This window comes from Enterobacter sp. UNJFSC 003, assembly GCF_036903355.1.
In the GTDB taxonomy this organism is placed as follows: domain Bacteria; phylum Pseudomonadota; class Gammaproteobacteria; order Enterobacterales; family Enterobacteriaceae; genus Enterobacter.
In genome coordinates, this window is record NZ_JBAKHK010000061.1 from 1 (window position 1) to 370 (window position 370).

At 46.8% G+C, this 370-nt stretch carries 1 pseudogene; it reads left to right on the top strand.

Annotation, left to right across the window (positions count from 1 at the left end):
• A pseudogene (gene dgt, locus V5P19_RS23075) lies at positions 1-370 on the top strand (deoxyguanosinetriphosphate triphosphohydrolase); the annotation flags it as partial.

The following is a 370-nucleotide window of genomic DNA, read 5'->3' on the forward strand; positions in this document are numbered from 1 at the left end:
GGCATTCGTCTGGTGCATACATTGATGCGGATGAATCTCACCTGGGCACAGGTTGGCGGTATTTTAAAATATACCCGTCCGGCGTGGTGGCGTGGCGAAACGCCTGAGACACATCACTATTTAATGAAAAAGCCGGGTTATTATCTTTCTGAAGAAGCCTATATTGCGCGGTTGCGTAAAGAACTTAATTTGGCGCTTTACAGTCGTTTTCCATTAACGTGGATTATGGAAGCTGCCGACGACATCTCCTATTGTGTGGCAGACCTTGAAGATGCGGTAGAGAAAAGAATATTTACCGTTGAGCAGCTTTATCATCATTTGCACGAAGCGTGGGGCCAGCATGAGAAAGGTTCGCTCTTTTCGCTAGTGG